Annotated in this window: 11 protein-coding genes and 1 pseudogene; 9 read left to right on the forward strand and 3 right to left on the reverse strand. The window is 63.9% G+C overall.

What is annotated here, in order from left to right:
• Positions 1–56: 56 nt before the first annotated feature.
• The 3 genes from QRX41_RS04470 (at position 57) to QRX41_RS04480 (ending at position 3,248) form a co-directional block, all read left to right on the forward strand.
• Entirely contained in the window at positions 57–1,292 is a 1,236-nt protein-coding gene (locus QRX41_RS04470) for an FtsX-like permease family protein (protein WP_313838985.1), read from the forward strand.
• Positions 1,289–2,284, forward strand: a complete 996-nt coding sequence (locus QRX41_RS04475; RefSeq protein ID WP_052692690.1) for an ATP-binding cassette domain-containing protein — start codon at positions 1,289–1,291, stop codon at positions 2,282–2,284. Before QRX41_RS04470 ends, QRX41_RS04475 begins: the two co-directional genes overlap by 4 nt.
• A gap of 82 nt (positions 2,285–2,366) precedes the next feature.
• Positions 2,367–3,248, forward strand: coding sequence for a hypothetical protein (locus QRX41_RS04480; protein WP_045923885.1), 882 nt, complete (start codon positions 2,367–2,369; stop codon positions 3,246–3,248).
• Here the strand turns inward: QRX41_RS04480 and QRX41_RS04485 are convergent.
• On the reverse strand, positions 3,227–3,892 hold the full coding sequence (locus QRX41_RS04485) for an HD domain-containing protein (RefSeq protein WP_045923884.1): 666 nt from the start codon (positions 3,890–3,892) through the stop codon (positions 3,227–3,229). The two genes, QRX41_RS04480 and QRX41_RS04485, sit on opposite strands and share 22 nt — an antisense overlap.
• 233 nt (positions 3,893–4,125) lie before the next feature.
• On the opposite strand from QRX41_RS04485, the gene zwf reads away from it, so the two are divergent.
• The 3 genes from zwf (at position 4,126) to pgl (ending at position 7,483) form a co-directional block, all read left to right on the forward strand.
• Positions 4,126–5,607 (forward strand): glucose-6-phosphate dehydrogenase, encoded by a 1,482-nt coding sequence (gene zwf / locus QRX41_RS04490; protein WP_231575765.1) that lies wholly within the window; start codon positions 4,126–4,128, stop codon positions 5,605–5,607.
• Positions 5,604–6,611 (forward strand): glucose-6-phosphate dehydrogenase assembly protein OpcA, encoded by a 1,008-nt coding sequence (locus tag QRX41_RS04495; protein WP_313838988.1) that lies wholly within the window; start codon positions 5,604–5,606, stop codon positions 6,609–6,611. The genes zwf and QRX41_RS04495 overlap by 4 nt, the downstream gene beginning before the upstream one ends.
• A gap of 80 nt (positions 6,612–6,691) precedes the next feature.
• Positions 6,692–7,483, forward strand: a complete 792-nt coding sequence (pgl, locus tag QRX41_RS04500; protein ID WP_313838989.1) for a 6-phosphogluconolactonase — start codon at positions 6,692–6,694, stop codon at positions 7,481–7,483.
• A 29-nt stretch (positions 7,484–7,512) separates the two neighbouring features.
• On the opposite strand, the gene QRX41_RS04505 is transcribed toward pgl, so the two are convergent.
• On the reverse strand, positions 7,513–8,289 hold the full coding sequence (locus QRX41_RS04505; protein WP_313838991.1) for a FadR/GntR family transcriptional regulator: 777 nt from the start codon (positions 8,287–8,289) through the stop codon (positions 7,513–7,515).
• A 232-nt stretch (positions 8,290–8,521) separates the two neighbouring features.
• On the opposite strand from QRX41_RS04505, the gene QRX41_RS04510 reads away from it, so the two are divergent.
• The 3 genes and pseudogenes from QRX41_RS04510 to gnd all read left to right on the forward strand — a co-directional run.
• A complete protein-coding gene (locus QRX41_RS04510) occupies positions 8,522–9,967 on the forward strand; it encodes a GntP family permease (protein WP_313838993.1) in 1,446 nt (481 codons plus the stop codon).
• A 36-nt stretch (positions 9,968–10,003) separates the two neighbouring features.
• Positions 10,004–10,681, forward strand: a complete 678-nt coding sequence (locus QRX41_RS04515; protein WP_313838995.1) for a gluconokinase — start codon at positions 10,004–10,006, stop codon at positions 10,679–10,681.
• A 54-nt stretch (positions 10,682–10,735) separates the two neighbouring features.
• Positions 10,736–11,647: pseudogene (gene gnd, locus QRX41_RS04520) on the forward strand (phosphogluconate dehydrogenase (NAD(+)-dependent, decarboxylating)); the annotation flags it as partial.
• On the opposite strand, the gene QRX41_RS04525 reads toward gnd, so the two are convergent.
• Positions 11,637–12,527, reverse strand: a complete 891-nt coding sequence (locus tag QRX41_RS04525; RefSeq protein WP_313838996.1) for a family 43 glycosylhydrolase — start codon at positions 12,525–12,527, stop codon at positions 11,637–11,639. The pseudogene gnd and the gene QRX41_RS04525 overlap by 11 nt on opposite strands.
• Between the last annotated feature and the right edge of the window lie 5 nt (positions 12,528–12,532).

Genomic DNA, 12,532 nt, shown 5'->3' on the forward strand with positions numbered 1-12,532 from the left:
AGGCCCGCCATCGTGGGCCGCCCGGTCATCCCTGGAACGCTATCAGGAAGGGTGTCATGTTCGTTCTCAAGAACGCCTGGTTCACCATCAGGCGGCATGCGGCGCGGAGCCTGGCCATGGTCCTGGCCTGCCTGGTCGTGGCGGCGCTGGCCACGACGGCGGCTACCGTGCTCCAGGCTGACACCAAGGCACGCACCACAGACTACGAATCCCAACAGGTGGATGCCGTCATCAGCCCGCGCAAGGGAACCAAGGCCTCTCCCCTGGGCTGGAACGAGTATTCCAAGTACGCCCAGCGCCTGCAGATGGATGGCATGCAGTACAAGGCCTACTTCCATGAGACCGCCGACATCAGCCCGGAGGGACTGCCCCAATCAGGCACCTACTCCCTGGTGGGCGTCTCCGACAAGGAGGCCGAACCCACCCTGCCTCACGGCCCCTTCGCGGTGGATCAGGGCAAGGGGCTGGACTACGCCTCCCAGAATGCCTCCGGCACCCAGACCGTGCTGATCTCCAAGCAAATGGCGCAGGCCAACAAGCTCAAGGTGGGTGACACCCTGACCATCAAGGATCCCCGCCAGCAGGATCAGCAGGTCAAGCTGACCATCTCCGGCACCTACCACTACCGCAAGGCTGCCGATCAGACAGCCAACCGGGCCATTTACACGGCCTATCCCACTTTTGCCATGCTGGGGCTAGATGCAGCCAGCAAGCCTGGAGACCCCGGCCATGAACTGCTCGTGGCCTTCGTCCTGGATTCGCCAAGCACCTACCAAAAGTTCATCAAGGAGCTGCGCAAGGACGGACTCAAGGCCTCGCAATATGACATCGACTCCCCCAGCCTGAATGACTACCAACGGCGGATGGAGCCTGTTCACCGGGCCGCCGACCAGGCGCAAACCGCCATTATCCTGGTCTGCCTGCTGGGCGGGCTGGTTCTGCTGGGCTGCCTGTTTCTCATGCTGCGCGGCCGTGCCAACGAAATCGGCATGGCCATCACCATCGGGGTCCACAAGGCTCGACTGGGTTGGCAGTTCGCCCTGGAGACCCTCTTGCTCACCCTGCCCGGACTGGTGCTGGGCCTGGCTCTGGGCACCGCGATCAGTCGGCCCCTGGGCCGGTCGCTCTTCCGGCTGGGGAGCCTGGCCAGCATGCCGCATGCTGGTCTTATCTGGAAGATGATCCTGATTGGCCTGGCCGTCTGCCTGATCCTCGCTCTGGCAGCAGCCGCCAGGGTAGCGGCCTTCAGAACCGCCCAGCTATACACCAACGACCTGGAGGACGAGGCATGAGCAAAAAGACATCGGACCAGCAGCCGGACGAAAACTCCCAGGAAAAGGCCGAGACCAAGGCCGCCGATCAGAAGCAAGCCGCTCAAGCAAGGGCTGATGCCGAGCAAAAAGCCGACGAGAACACCAGCACCGAACCGCTGCCCGAATCCGGGGAAGAAGCAGCCACTCAGACGGGCGAAAAGTCCGAGGAGGATGATTCCTCTGAAGAGGACGTGTCGATGGCTGCCTTCAAGGTGGTCATCGAGCAGGAAAATGCCGAAGATCCCGACGGCGATCGGGAGGAGGACCCGCTGCTGGAGACCGATGAACAGCGGATTCTGGTTCCTGGCGGCTACCCGGTGCTCTCCCTGAAGCATGTGGATTACACGCGCAAGGTCCAGGGTCGCCCCGAACAGATCCTGGACGATGTCGATCTGGAATTCCAGCGCCGCCGCATCTATTCGGTGGAGACCACTACGCCTTCCGGACGGGCCGCTCTGATGGCCCTGATGACCGGTCTGCGCGCTCCTACCCAGGGCAGCGTGCTCTTCCGGGGCACGGACCTGCGCCAATTGCTGGCTTCCGACTATCGCGGCCATCAGATCGGAGCCATCTTCGGCACCGATGCCCTGAGGCGCGATCTGACCGCCGTACAGAATCTTGTCTACACCATGGAGGCCAGCGGACGCACCTTCCTGGGCCCCAAGGACAATCTGGCCCGTCAGCTGCTGGACGAGGTGGGCTTCCCGGAGCGCCTGCAGGACAAGCTGACGGCTGATCTGGGCCACTTGGACTTCCGCTTGGCCTCCGTGGCCCGTGCCCTGTGCTGCGAGTGCGACGCGCTCATCGCCGACGAACCCACCGAGGGGCTGGAGCCGAGCGACTGGGACACCCTGCTGGCCACCCTGAAGCGGGTCTCCCGCCGTCATGACTGCGCAGTGATCATCCTGACCTCCAGCGGTTCTGACACCGTGGACGAGGGCACTTACGACGACCGATTCATCGTCGATTGAGCCCCAGCCTTCCCGGCCGGGGACGGACAGCACTGCACTGATTTGTTCGGTCATCACCCATGAGGAGTGGATACCCCGGGTCATGACCGAACAAATCGGTTCATGCAACAATGACCCACGCCGGCAAGGGAGGGTCATCCTGCACCATCACCATGGATTCGGACCCGTTCGGGAGGTCGGCGTCAAGGAAGCCATATGGATTACCCCAGGGCTGCTGATCGCTCAGAACGCCTGGCTGGCATCCCAAGGCCGTCCCTCATGGGCCCTGTCAGCCCCACCGACTTTGTGGCTGGATGAACTGGACCAGTCCCTGACCGAACGCAGGATTCTGACTGTGACGGCAGAAACCATCCTGACCTGGCGTCGGCTGCCATCGGGGTTGGGACAACGTCCCTGGTCGCAGCTGGCCGCCGGCCGGGTATCGGGCCTGCCTGCGGCCCGACGGACCCTTGAAGGCCTGCAGAGCGATCTGCGGACAGCCCCTGCGCAATCGCTGATTCGAATCCAGACCCACCTGCCCAATATCCATGAGGAGTGGCGGGTCATCCTCGACAGGGATCGAATCGCGGCCTCCAGCGGATACTGCCTGCATGAGGACGAGGGCTCTCGAGCCATTACCACGGTCTTCGACGGCGCCATCTTCGATCCCAGGCATCGAACGATCGCCGAGAACTGCGCCCTCCAGGCAGCCAAAGGTCGATCTCCTGCTCCGATCAGCGTGGATCTGGCCTTCCTCCGTGGATCGGATCGGCCTCTCGTCCTGGAGGGAAACCCGGTCTGGTGCGCGGCCCCTTACGCTTACGGGCCGCAGGGCATGGTCTCGTTCTTGAAAGCCGTAGCGACCTGCCGGACCGATCCAGTCGATCCCTATCAACCAGACCCGTGGATGCTGCGCGAATTCGGCGGCCGCTTCCGCAGCTCCTGGGGGCCGGGCCGGCCGGATCAGACGATGGTCATGCCGTAGTGCTTGGCCAGGGGCTGCAGATCCGGCACCCCATACCGGGCCACCAGCTGCCTCCAGCGGGCCAGGTTGTCAGGACCATACTTGGCTGTGCGCTTGGCGGCAGTGGGCTCGGAGACGAAGATGGGCGGCTGGTGCTTGCTGTGGAACTTGTCCGCATACATGACCACCTCCTGCTCAGGGTTGACCGGCAGGTAGTCGTCAGGCGGCAGGTTCAGATGCTCCTCCTCAACCTGGCGGCGGGTCAGCCCCACCCCGGTATGGTTGCGGGCGAACTGGGCCACCGACTCGTCCACCCCAGCGTCCAGCAGCAAGTGGTAACCCTCCAGCCCATGTTCGATGTACCGCTCGCCCTGGAAGGTCAGGGGGCGGCCCTGGGAACCATCGTCCTTGAGGATCCGGTAGGTACCGATGTCGTGCAGCAAGGCGCCCGTGCGGACCAGGTCACGGTCCAGAGGCCGCTCGGGCAGAACCCCGTCAGGATCATCATCACGCAGCAGGCGTTCGTTGACCTGGTCGGCCATACGCACCGCGAGGGCGGCAATGATCTGGCAGTGGGTGTGTATCAGTTCATAGGCGGCTTGGGAGGGCGCATACTGACGGTGCAGGGCCTCGGCCATGGGAACATTGGGAATCATACCGACCATTCTAGGGATTCCTGCCGCAAATGTGACCTTTGCGACGCTTATGCACACTTCAGCGGATAATCGGCCCTGCCCTTCTGCCGCCGACAGTACACTAGGAGCCACAGTATTTCACGAGGAGCACTATGGACACTTCACCACTTGTGCGCTCCGCCGACCAGCCCGCTCCTCCAGACGAGGACGGCGGCCGACAGGCGCCCTGGCACAACCCCCTGCTGGACCCGCGCGATCTGCGCATGCCGCGCATCGCGGGCCCCAGCTCATTGGTCATTTTCGGCGTCACCGGAGATCTGGCCAAGAAAAAGCTCTTGCCGGCTGTTTATGACCTGGCCAACCGGGGGCTGCTTCCAGCCAGCTTCGGGCTGATCGGCTTCGGACGGCGCGACTGGAGCGACCAGCAGTTCGTCGCCTTTGCGGAGGAGAACGTCCGCGCCCACTGCCGCACCCCCTTCAACGAATCCACCTGGCGACATCTGAGCCAGGGCATGCGCTTCGTCAAGGGCAGCTTCGACGATGCCGAGGCCTTCCGCCGCCTGTCGGCCACCGTTTCGGAGCTGGATCGGGTCCGGGGCACACGCGGCAACCATGCCTTCTACATGTCGGTGCCGCCCAAGGCCTTCCCCCAGGTGGCCCGCCAGCTGGCCGAGTCGGGGCTTTCCCACTCCAAGGAAGGGGCCTGGCGCCGCGTCATCATCGAGAAGCCCTTCGGCCACGACCTGGCCTCGGCCAAGGAGCTTGACCGGGTGGTCTCCGAGGTCTTTGAGCCGGATTCGGTCTTCCGCATCGACCACTACCTGGGCAAGGAGACCGTGCAGAACATCCTGGCCCTGCGCTTCGCCAACATGATGTTCGAGCCGGTCTGGAACTCCAACTACGTCTCACACGTGCAGATCACCATGGCCGAGGACATGGGCATCGGCGGCAGGGCCGGCTACTACGACGGAATCGGAGCAGCCCGGGACGTCATCCAGAACCACCTCCTGCAGCTGATGGCCCTGACGGCCATGGAGGAGCCGGTCTCCTTCTCGGCGTCGGATCTGACGGCTGAGAAGACCAAGATCCTTTCTGCTGTCCGTCTTCCCAAGGACCTGGCTGCCCACACTGCTCGAGGCCAGTACACGGCCGGCTGGCAGGGGTCCCAGCACGTGGTCGGCTACCTGGATGAGGACGGGATCGACCCCTCCTCCACCACTGAAACCTATGCGGCCATCAGGCTGGATGTGGACACCCGCCGCTGGGCCGGCGTCCCCTTCTACCTGCGCACGGGCAAGCGCCTGGGCAAGCGGGTCAGCGAGATCGCCATCGTCTTCAAGCGTGCCCCCCACCTGCCCTTCGAGGCCACAGCCACCCGGGAACTGGGCGCCAACGCCGTAGTCATCCGCGTACAGCCCGACGAGGGCGTGACCATGCGTTTCGGGGCCAAGACCCCTGGCTCGGCCATGGAGGTGCGCGACGTCAACATGGACTTCTCCTACGGGCGTTCCTTCACCGAGGCCTCCCCCGAGGCCTACGAGCGGCTGATCCTGGACGTGCTCCTGGGAGACCCGCCCCTCTTCCCCACCACCGAGGAGGTCAATCTCTCCTGGAAGATCCTGGACCCCATCGAGGAGTTCTGGGCCGGACAGGGCCAGCCCCAGCCCTACCGCGCCGGCACCTGGGGTCCGCGGGAGGCTGATCTGATGCTGGCCCGCGACGGATACCACTGGAGGATGCCATGATCGTCAGACTGAACAACACCACTACCTCCGCCATCGCCCGGGAGATCGACGAACTCCACGTTGAACGCGGGGAGGCCGCCCAGGGACGGGTGCTGACCCTGGTCATCATCACCGAGCAGGCCCATCTGGAGACAGCCCTGGAGACCATAAACGCCGCAAGCCGCGAACATCCCTGCCGGGTCATCGCCATAGTGACCGATGCCGAAGACCATCAGGCCGGGCAGGATGCGGACCAGAGGATTGCTGCAGCACAGACCTCTGATGACTGCGTCTCCTACAAGAACACCGACCACAACGGGGATCGCACGCTGGATGCCGAAATACGCTTCGGCTCGGATGCTGGTGCCGGCGAAGTGGTGGTCCTGCGACCAGTGGCAGCCCTGCTGGACCATTCCGACGCTCTGGTCATTCCCCTCCTGGTGCCGGATGCGCCTCTGGTAGTCTGGTGGCCCACCAATCCGCCCCTGGATCCCTCGCAGGATCCCATCGGGACCATGGCCGCCAGCAGAATCACCGATGCCATGGAGGCCGACGATCGCCAGGCCACCTTCGCCGGACTGCTGGCCCATTCGCACGCTGAGGACGTGGACCTGTCCTGGACCAGGATCACCATCTGGCGAGCGCTGCTGACCTCCATGGTGCAACAGCCGCCCCACCTGCCCATCCGTTCGGTCAGGGTAACCGGCCAAGCCCACTACCTGCCGTTGGAGCTGCTGGCCTCCTGGCTGGCCCTGAAGCTAAAGGTGCCGGTCACAGTCGAACGCGACCCGCAGGCTCAGGCGGTCACCGGCGTCTATTTCGAACGTCCGGACGGGGTCATGAGCATGGAGCGCCACCATGACGACCAGGCCCGGATCAACCAGCCCGGTCAGGCCTCGCAGACCATCTCCATGCCCCTGCGCTCTGCCGTGGACTGCATGAGCGAGGAACTGGGTCGGTTGGATCCTGACGAGGTCTATCAGGATGTCATCCACACCGGCTGGGGAATGGTTGACCACCAGTAGACCTCTGCAGTGACTCAATTCATATGCAAACGTCTGGGTGTAGGCTGAGGCCAGCTTCACCTGCATGCAAGGAGGATCAGATGACCGATCGTCGTGTCGTGACTTATGCCACAACCAAGCTGCTCAATCAAGCCACCGCAGCCCGGATCCTGCTGGAGCTGGGTGACCTCCTGGCCCGTCAGGATCGGGCCGACCTGGCGCTGACCGGCGGCCGGGACGCGGCGGATGTCTATGCCCTGATGGGCGCTGATCCCCTGAGCCAGAGCGTGGACTGGAGCCGGGTCCACCTCTGGTGGAGTGATGAGCGGTTCGTGGGACTGGAAGACCCGGACCGCAACGACGAACAGGCACGGCGGGCCTGGTATGGCTCGCTGATCGACCAGGGGCTGCTGCCCCAGGCCAACGTGCATCCCATGCCCGTGGACACCCGCAGCCCAGCTCAAGTTGAAGCCGCCGACCAGGAGGAGAACGAACGGGCTCTGACCCAGGCGGCAGCCACCTATCAGCAGGAGATCATCGACCAGCTCGGCCCTGATGGACACATGGATCTAGCCGTCTTCGGCGTGGGCCCCGACGGCCACTATGCCTCCCTCTTCCCCGACCGCTCCGAGGTCAAGCTACAGGATGATGATTTGCTGGTGACGGGCGTCAGCAACTCCCCCAAGCTGCCGCCGCTCAGGGTCACCATGACCACGCCATTCATCCGCCGGACCCCCAAGGTCTGGCTCTTCACCTCAACCGCTGAAAAGGCTTCGGCCGTGGCTGCAGCCCTGGGAACCACAGACGACCCCCATGTCCCCTCCTCGTATGCCAGGGGCACCCTGGAGACCCTCTGGCTCCTGGACGCTGATGCCGCCTCGAAACTGCGCTGAGCCTTCAGCAACAAGAGCCTCTCCAGATTTCAGGACTCCGAAGACTCCTCATCCGCAGCAGGGACGGAGCTTTCGGAGTCTTTTCTAGTCATTTGTTCGATAGCCCGATCGGATTCGTCGACGATCCAATCCATGGCGTGGCGGGCACCCTCTGCATCGCCCCGCCGTATCAGCGCAGCCACGTCCCCGTGCAGCCGCAGCGCCTTCTCATCAGCCTTCCTGGGCATAAGCTCATGCCGGGTCCGCCCAGACAGCACTGAAGCAATCACATCGCCCAGGGCCGCGAACATAGCGTTGCCCGATGCCTCAAGCAGGGTTCGATGGAAGGTTTCGTCAGCCCGAAGATAGTCCGGCCCGTCGGCCCGGTCAGCGTTGGCCACCATGTCAATGGCGGCCCGCGTCAGCTTCGCCCAGTGATCCTGATCAGCGTGGCTGGCCGCCAGCTGGGCAGCCATGGGCTCCACGCATGCCCTGAGCTCGGACAGCTCATGCAGGGTCCGCCCCCGGCCAGGTCCGCGCAGCCTCCACTCGATCACCCGCGGATCATAGATATTCCAGAGCCGACGGGGGTTGACCGTGGCACCGACCTTGCGTTTGACGGTGACCAGACCCATGGCTTCAAGAACCCTGGTGACCTCCCTGGTCACCGTGCGCGAAGGCCTCTGGCTATCCAGATTAGGGGCAGGCAATCGGTCGCCCGGAGCGATGGCGCCATCGACGATGGCCGCCCCCCACTGGTCCAGGAGCCGGTCATGCAGGGTGCCTTCTGCAGCCGTTCCGTCATCAGGTGTCCTTGATCTTTCCACAAACGCCACTCTAGCAACCGGGCTCATTTTCAAACGGTTCAGAAGGATGAGCGAGCCAGCCGAAATTGAATCCAACTCTTGGCATCTCAACTTCCAAACCGTCCCAGGTGCGTGTATGATATGGTCTGTTAAGGCATACGTAATATCACGCTGTCGATATTACGTAATGCAAAAATAAGGGCCGGAAAGCTGCTCAGGCCGAACGGTTCGCATCCTCAGAGAAGAGGCAGCCATGCTTTTAGCGTCGCAGCCGACAGCCGGCGGGTACCTGACCCTGGCGGCGAGTCAGGCCGTTTCCCTGAACACCACCCAATTGGGCATCAGTCTGGTGCTCAGCCTGGCGGTGCTCATTTTCCTGGTCACCGTCGTTAAGCTTCATCCCTTTGTCTCCCTGCTGGGTGCCGCCCTGGTGGTCGGCATCGGTTCCGGCTATGGTCCCGTGGCCACCCTGACCAGCTTCACCGGCGAGTTCGGCTCCACCATGGGCTCCGTGGGCATTCTGATCGGCCTGGGAGCCATGATCGGCAAGGTCCTCATGGACACCGGAGCCACCGACCAGGTGGTCAACACCCTGGTCGCCAAGTCCAAGCCCGCCACCATCCCTTGGATCATGGCCCTGATCGGCGCCCTGATCGGCCTGCCCATGTTCTTCGAGGTTGGCCTGGTCATTCTGGTTCCGGTCATCATTCTGGTGGCCCGCCGTACCAAGCTTCCGCTGATGCGGGTGGCCATCCCCACTCTGGCAGGCCTGTCCATCATGCACGCCTGCGTGCCTCCTCACCCCGGTCCCTTGGCCGCTTTGAGCCAGTTCAAGCAGACCGGCAATGTGGGTCTGACCATGATGTTCGGCATCCCCTTCGCCCTGATCACCCTGGTCGTCGTGGGCCCGGGCTTCTCCCGGCTGGCCTCCCGCTGGGTGCCCATCCAGGCACCAGCCGACTTCGTGGCCAAGAGCGAGCAGGCCGGCAAGGAGGAGACCCGACTGCCCTCCTTCGCCATCTCGGTCTGCTGCATCCTGCTGCCGGCAGTCCTCATGCTGCTGACCTCCATCTTCGAGATCGCCATTCCCGGCTTCAAGGATCGCACGGACGGCCTGGCCCAGACCATCAACTTCATCGGCAACCCGGTCATGGCCCTGGCCATAGCACTGATTGTCTCCATGCTGGTCCTCAAGGCCGCCTCGGGCATCTCCTGGAAGACCGTCAATGACTCCCTGGGAGCCTCGCTGCCCGCTGTGGCAGGCATCCTGCTGATCGTGGGCGCAGGCGGCGGCTTCAAGGGCGTACTGGTCTCCACCGGCATCGGCAAGATCATCGGCACCTTTGTCGAGCACTCCAACATCTCCATCTTCCTGCTGGGCTGGGTCATCGCCGTCTTCGTGCGCATCGCCACAGGCTCGGCCACCGTCTCCATCCTGACCACGGCCGGCATCCTCAGCAACGCCATGACCATGATGCATGCCGGCTCCACGGCCACTACGCTCCTGGTCATCGCCATCGGCGCCGGCTCCATCTTCCTCTCCCACCTCAACGACGCAGGCTTCTGGCTGATCAAGGAGTACTTCGGCCTGAGCGTTGGCGAGACCCTGAAGACCTGGTCGGTTCTGGAATGTCTGCTGTCGGTAGTGGTACTGGTCCTGGTCATGATCGCCAGCATCTTTGTGCCCATCACCGCCTGAACATCATTGCCGGATCACTTTTCAGAAAGGTTACACATGGTCGACACATCATCAAAGAATTCCGACGCGCTGAGCGCAGAGGATCACCCGGAGCCCCAGGTCCCCTCGGCAGTGGACAACACGGTTCCCCCGAACTACTTCCGAGGCCGCACCCCCGTTCTGGTCATCATGGGGGTCGCCGGCTGCGGCAAGACCACCATGAACGAGCACCTGGGCAACAAGCTGGGCTGGGACATGGCCGAGGCCGACGACTTCCACCCCCAGGCCAACATCGACAAGATGGCCCGCGGCATTCCCCTGAACGACGAGGACCGTTGGCCCTGGCTGGACAGCATCCATGATTGGATCGAGGATCACATGCGCCGTGGGGTGCCTGGGACCGTCACCTGCTCGGCCCTGAAGCGGATCTATCGTGACCGGTTGCGGATGCCTGGGGTGGTCTTCGTTCACCTGAGCGGGGACTACGACTCCATCATGGAGCGGCTCTCCAAGCGGAAGGGCCATTTCATGAAGCCGCAGATGCTCCGCTCCCAGTTCGACGATCTGGAGCCCCTGGGACCGGACGAGATCCACCTGACCATCGATGTGGGTCTGCGCATGTCGCCCGAGATCGAGGCCGAAGAGGTCATCGACACCCTGGGCCTGCAGTGCGACGTCAAGGCGCACACCGCTCAGGTTCAGGCCGAGCGCGCCCGGCAGGCAGCCCGCCAGTAGCACCGACGATTCGGCCCGACCGCGGCCGACCACCAACCATCGCGGTCAACTTCACACTGTTGCAGTCAAGGGAGAGGAACTGACACTATGAAGATTGGCATGATCGGCCTGGGACGCATGGGCAAGAACATGGCGGACCGTCTGCGCACCGGCGGCCACCAGGTGGTCGGCTACGACATCGCGCCGGACTCGGGCAGGGATGTGGACAGCCTGCAAGCCCTGGTCCAGGCCCTCGAGGCCCCCCGAGTGATCTGGGTCATGGTCCCGGCCGGCAAGCCCATCGAGTCCACGCTCGATCAGCTGGGCGATCTGATGGAGCGCGGCGACTTGGTCGTGGATGGCGGCAACACCCGCTTCACCCAGGACCAGGAACACGCCCACGCTCTGGCCGCCAAGGGCATAGGCCTGGTGGATGTGGGCACCTCCAATGGCATCTGGGGCAAGGAGAAGGGCTACGCCCTGATGGTCGGCGGCTCGGACCAGGACGTGGCCCGGATACAGCCCATTCTGGACACCCTGAAGCCCGAGGGTGACTACGGTCTGGTCCACGCGGGAGGAACCGGCGCGGGTCACTATGCCAAGATGGTTCACAATGGCATCGAGTACGGGATGATGCAGGCTCTGGCCGAGGGGTATGCGGTCCTGGAGGCCTCCGACCTGATCAAGGAGCCGGGCGAAGTAATCGAATCCTGGCGCAAGGGCTCGGTCATCCAGTCCTGGCTGCTGGACCTGCTGGCCCAGGCGCTGAAAGAGGACCCCCACCTGAGCGGGATCGCCGGCAAGGCCGATGAGACCGGCGAGACCAAGTGGATGATCGCGGACGCCCTGGAGCTGGGGGTGCCCACACCGGCCATCACTTCGGCCCTCTATGCCCGCCAGTCCTCCAAGATCGAGGACCCCATGACCATGAAGGTGGTCTCCGCCCTGCGCAGCGCCTTCGGCGGCCACCCCATCGTCAGGGAGTGACCGCGTTCCGGGCCGGGTACCAGTAGGATCCCACCTGCGGACTGACCTGGACCATGGCGCCGTCATCGGCGAAATCCAAGGGAGCGAAGACGATTTCGCGATGGCAGCCGTCACCCTGCCCGCCCCTGGCGAACCTGTGGTAGGCCACGATCCAGTCGTCCCGGTCCGGCACACGGGTGATGCAGTGGTGTCCCGTAGCCAGGATCCCCTTGGCATGATCAGCCTTGATCAGGACCTGGGGCGCGGTCCAGGGCCCGTCCAGCGATGGCGCGCTGGACCAGCGGATCCGGTAGCTCGGATCCCTGGTATCGTTCTCCGACCAGGAGGCATAGTAGGTGTCTCCCCGTCGGCAAACAGTGATGGCTTCGCGGAAATTGTCGGGCACAGCGGAGCGCACCGAACCCTCTTCCAGACGCAGGCCGTCCGGGCTCAGCCGCCCCATGTAGGCACGACCATTGCCCCAGAGCAGATAGGGCACATCGTCGTCATCCACGAAGACCGAGGGATCGATGGGCAGGCAGTCATAGTCCCCCCGAGCGATGAAAGGCTCCTGGGCCGCCCGGAAGGGCCCAGTTGGCCCAGGAGCGACAGCCTGGCCAATCTGCCCGTCGGCCACAAAATACAGGATGCAGCGTCCCTGGCGCACCAGCAGGCAGGGTGCCCAGGCACCCTGTCCCCCATGCCACCAGGCGACCTGATCCAGGTCCAGAATTTTTCTGCGGGTCCAATGGCAAAGGTCCCCGGATTCATAGACGTAGAAGGCACGCGAGGACCAATCAGGCAGACCGTCCTCGGTGCAGTACAGGTACCAGCGATCCCCGATCATGACCAGATCCGGGTCCGCACAGTAGCGATGCAAGGGGCTGCTCGCCAATCCCATCCCCC

This window comes from Bifidobacterium kimbladii (assembly GCF_032193675.1).
GTDB classification, from domain to species: Bacteria; Actinomycetota; Actinomycetes; order Actinomycetales; family Bifidobacteriaceae; genus Bombiscardovia; species Bombiscardovia kimbladii.

Bases quoted from the DNA above. Each gene is read 5' to 3' on its own strand.
- QRX41_RS04470 (WP_313838985.1), top strand. From the start codon at position 57: ATGTTCGTTCTCAAGAACGCCTGGTTCACCATCAGGCGGCATGCGGCG.
- QRX41_RS04475 (WP_052692690.1), top strand. From the start codon at position 1,289: ATGAGCAAAAAGACATCGGACCAGCAGCCGGACGAAAACTCCCAGGAA.
- QRX41_RS04480 (WP_045923885.1), top strand. From the start codon at position 2,367: ATGACCGAACAAATCGGTTCATGCAACAATGACCCACGCCGGCAAGGG.
- QRX41_RS04485 (WP_045923884.1), bottom strand. From the start codon at position 3,892: ATGGTCGGTATGATTCCCAATGTTCCCATGGCCGAGGCCCTGCACCGT.
- zwf (WP_231575765.1), top strand. From the start codon at position 4,126: ATGCCGCGCATCGCGGGCCCCAGCTCATTGGTCATTTTCGGCGTCACC.
- QRX41_RS04495 (WP_313838988.1), top strand. From the start codon at position 5,604: ATGATCGTCAGACTGAACAACACCACTACCTCCGCCATCGCCCGGGAG.
- pgl (WP_313838989.1), top strand. From the start codon at position 6,692: ATGACCGATCGTCGTGTCGTGACTTATGCCACAACCAAGCTGCTCAAT.
- QRX41_RS04510 (WP_313838993.1), top strand. From the start codon at position 8,522: ATGCTTTTAGCGTCGCAGCCGACAGCCGGCGGGTACCTGACCCTGGCG.
- QRX41_RS04515 (WP_313838995.1), top strand. From the start codon at position 10,004: ATGGTCGACACATCATCAAAGAATTCCGACGCGCTGAGCGCAGAGGAT.
- QRX41_RS04525 (WP_313838996.1), bottom strand. From the start codon at position 12,527: ATGGGATTGGCGAGCAGCCCCTTGCATCGCTACTGTGCGGACCCGGAT.